The 3,368-nt window shown below is 67.3% G+C and carries 4 protein-coding genes; 2 read left to right on the top strand and 2 right to left on the bottom strand.

Annotated features, from left to right (window positions below; genetic code table 11):
• On the bottom strand, window positions 1-142 hold a 142-nt coding region (gene ssb, locus HC022_RS21825), incomplete at its 3' end, for a single-stranded DNA-binding protein (protein ID WP_167453809.1).
• 292 nt (window positions 143-434) lie between these two features.
• Between ssb and HC022_RS21820 the strand changes: the two genes are divergently transcribed.
• Window positions 435-1,052, top strand: a complete 618-nt coding sequence (locus HC022_RS21820) for a lytic transglycosylase domain-containing protein (RefSeq protein ID WP_089960385.1) — start codon at window positions 435-437, stop codon at window positions 1,050-1,052.
• Between the two features lie 101 nt (window positions 1,053-1,153).
• Window positions 1,154-2,308, top strand: coding sequence for a cytochrome-c peroxidase (locus HC022_RS21815; protein WP_167453808.1), 1,155 nt, complete (start codon window positions 1,154-1,156; stop codon window positions 2,306-2,308).
• A 4-nt stretch (window positions 2,309-2,312) separates the two neighbouring features.
• Here the strand turns inward: HC022_RS21815 and HC022_RS21810 are convergent.
• Window positions 2,313-3,368: ABC transporter substrate-binding protein (locus tag HC022_RS21810; protein WP_254885223.1), on the bottom strand; the 1,056-nt coding region annotated here is incomplete at its 5' end.

Below are 3,368 nucleotides of genomic sequence, written 5' to 3'. Positions count from 1 at the left end.
GCTCGCCGGTGTTGCGGTCTTTCCAGTTCTCCGAGGTCGCGATCCTCAGGTTGCAGACCTTGCCGCCGTTCTGGAAGGTGCGCACCTCGGGGTCGGCCCCGAGATTGCCCACCAAGATCACCTTATTCACGGATCCGGCCATGTCATCCTCACTCGTTTGTTTCTGATCCTTCGCGGATCCTGTTCCGATTCTCCGCCCCCGAGGGGGTTTCGACGAGCCTTACACAGCGACGGCGCGGGTGGCCACAGCCCGATGCCCCGAACCGGTTCCAAGCCGCCCGACAGCCGGAAACGCCGTGCGGCTGCGACTGTCACCTGTGCGTGGTTAACAACACGTAAGCGCGCACCTGCCGTAGGTCCGGCACAAGGCTGGCGGTTTCTCGCGGGTCGGGTATAGTCCCGGCCAAGGATAAAGGGACAGGACAAGGCATCTCATGCGAGGACTGCAAACCATCGCGTTGCAGGCACTGGTCTGCGCTGCGCTCTCGACGTCTGCCGTGCAGGCCGAGACGCTTTCCACCAAGAACCGCGTCATGTTGTTCCGGCAGCAGACGACGGTGCTCGACACCCGCGCCTCCGAGCAGTACCGCAGCTCGGTCCGGCTGCAGCCGCCGTCCGTGGTGACACCCACCAAGTGGGGCCCAATGGGCGGCGACGAGAGCACGACCCCGGTCTACCGCGGCCGCTACAACGGCCCCTACGCCGATATGGCGCGGATCGCGGCGCGTCGGCACGGCGTGCCCGAAGACCTGTTCCTGCGCCTCGTGAAGCAGGAATCGAACTTCAACCCCGCCGCCAAGTCGCACAAGGGCGCCATAGGGCTTGCGCAGCTGATGCCTTTCACCGCCAAGCGGCTGGGCGTCGACCCGCATGACCCGGCCCAGAACCTCGAGGGCGGGGCGCGGTATCTCAAGGCGCAATACGTCAAGTTCGGCTCTTGGCGGCTGGCGCTGGCGGCCTACAACGCCGGTCCCGGCGCGGTCGAGAAGCATGGCGGCGTGCCGCCATACCGTGAGACCCGCAACTACGTGAAGACGATCTGGGGCAGCTGATCCGGCGCCCCAGTGACCAAGGCTTTTCGTCAGGAATTGACCTGCATCAAGGTCGGCGTTAGGAGGTCATGCCATCTCCGGGCCCAATTGGGAGACGCCGCATGAAACTCGCCATACTGCTCACGCTGTCCGTCACCGCCACCGCCGTGGCCGGTCTTGGCGTGAGCGTGTCCCGCTCAGCGGCCTCGGAACCCGTACGGCTCGAGGATCTGGGCGAGGCGCTGTTCTTCGACGTGAACCTTTCGAAGAACCGCACCCAGAGCTGCGCAAGTTGCCACGACCCCGACCATGGCTTTGCCGATCCGCGCGGCGCCGCGTCGCCCGGCGATGACGGGCAGTCCATCGGGGACCGCAACGCGCCGACCGCGGCCTACGCCGCCTTTGCGCCGGCCTTCGCCCAGGCCGAGGACGGGGCCTGGGTCGGCGGGCTGTTCCACGACGGGCGCGCCGCCACGCTCGAGGAGCAGGCGGGCGGGCCGCCGCTGAACCCGCTCGAGATGGGGATGGCCGACAAGGCCGCCGTGGTCGCGCGCCTGCGCGAGAACGCCTATTATACCGAAACCTTCCCGGCGCTCTTCGAGGCGGGCGTGCTCGACGATCCCGACGCCGCCTACGATGCCATGACAAGCGCCATCGCCGCCTTCGAGCGCAGCGACGAGTTCGCGCCCTTCACCTCGAAATACGACCGCTACCTGCGCGGCGAGGCCGAGCTCACCAAGCAGGAAGAGCTCGGGCGGCTGCTGTTCTTCTCGCAGCAGTTCACCAACTGCAACGTCTGCCACAAGCTCCGCCAGAACGCGATGGACCGGGAAGAGACCTTCTCGAACTACCGCTACTACAACCTCGGCGTCCCGGCGAACACGGACCTGCGGGCCTCGAATGGGGTGACCAAGCTCGACGACGGGCTGCACGCCAACCCGGGCGTGGCGGGGGCGATGGACACCATGGGCCGCTACCGGACGCCGACCCTGCGCAACGTCGCGGTGACGGGCCCCTACATGCACAACGGCGTGTTCGAGGATCTGCGCACGGTGATCCTGTTCTACAACACCTACAACACCCGGAACGAGAAGCGGAAGATCAACCCCGAGACCGGCGCGCCCTTCGGCCCGCCCGAGGTCGCCGAGAACATCGCGATGACCGAACTCACCGAGGGGCCCGCACTCGACGATCAGCGCATCGACGCGCTTGTGGCGTTCCTGAAGACGCTGACCGACCAGCGCTACGAGGACCTGCTGACCGAGTCCGGGCAGTAAGCGCTCAGCCCTGCGAGATGCCGAGCCTGTAAAGGTGGATCTCCCACGACGGGTGGATGTCCGCACCGGTGACGCCCGGGCGGACGTGGCGGTAGAGCGAGCGCCAGTAGGGCTGGATGATAACCGCGTCGCGCTGGAGCGTCTTCTCGATCTCGGCCATCACCTTGCTGCGCGCGGTGTCGTCGGCGATGCCGAGCGCCTCGGTCACCAGCTCGTCGAAATCGGCGTTGGCGTAGCCGGACTCGTTCCACGGCTCGCCGGTGCGATAGGCCAGCGCGATGACCTGGATGCCGAGCGGGCGGTGGTTCCACTCGGTCACCGAGAGCGGGTAGGTCTTCCACTCGGCCCAGAACCGCGAGCCCGGCAGGACAGTGCGATTCACCTTGAACCCAGCGTCGCGGAGCATGGCGGCGGCGGCATCGCCGGTGCGCATGGTGAGACCGTCGTCGAGCGTCACCAGCTCGTGCTCGAACCCCTCCATCCCGGCCTCGGTCATCAGCGCCAGCGCGGCCTCGGGGTCGTAGGGCGTGGGGCCCACGTCGGCGTAGTCGGGATGCACCGGCGCCACGTGGTGGTTCTGCGCCACGGTACCAAGGCCGGAATGGCCGAGCTCCAGGCAGATCTCGTTGTCGACCGACATCTGCAGCGCCTTGCGCACGCGCAGGTCCGAGTAGGGCGCCTTGCCCTCGACCAGCGCCGCCTGATTTGCGCGCAGCACCACGGTCGAGCCGGTGACCACCTCGGATTTCTGCCAGCCGAGCGCGTCGGCGGCGTCGATGAAATCGCCGATGTTCTCGTAGAGCATGTCGACCTCGTCGGCCTTGGCCGCGGCGAGCCAGCTTGCCGGGTCGGTGCCGTAGTCGAGGAAGGTGATGCGCTCGATGGTGGCGCCGCCAAAGCCCTCGGCGCTGGCGCCCCACCAGTCGTGATCGGCGTTGCGCACCAGCACCGCGCTTTCATTGGGCACGAGGCTCTCGGGCAGGTAGGGGCCGGTGCCCACCGGGTTCTCAAGCATGGTAAGCGGGTCGTGGCTCTTGTGGACCACGGCGGCGGGATAGTC

This window comes from Salipiger sp. HF18 (genome assembly GCF_011806505.1).
Taxonomy (GTDB): Bacteria; Pseudomonadota; Alphaproteobacteria; order Rhodobacterales; family Rhodobacteraceae; genus Salipiger; species Salipiger thiooxidans.
The sequence above is the reverse complement of the archived record's forward strand: the minus strand, read 5'-3'. Positions and strand labels throughout refer to the sequence as shown.

What these genes read in the sequence shown, in the direction of transcription:
- HC022_RS21820 (WP_089960385.1), top strand. Translation starts at nt 435, where the DNA reads ATGCGAGGACTGCAAACCATCGCGTTGCAGGCACTGGTCTGCGCTGCG.
- HC022_RS21815 (WP_167453808.1), top strand. Translation starts at nt 1,154, where the DNA reads ATGAAACTCGCCATACTGCTCACGCTGTCCGTCACCGCCACCGCCGTG.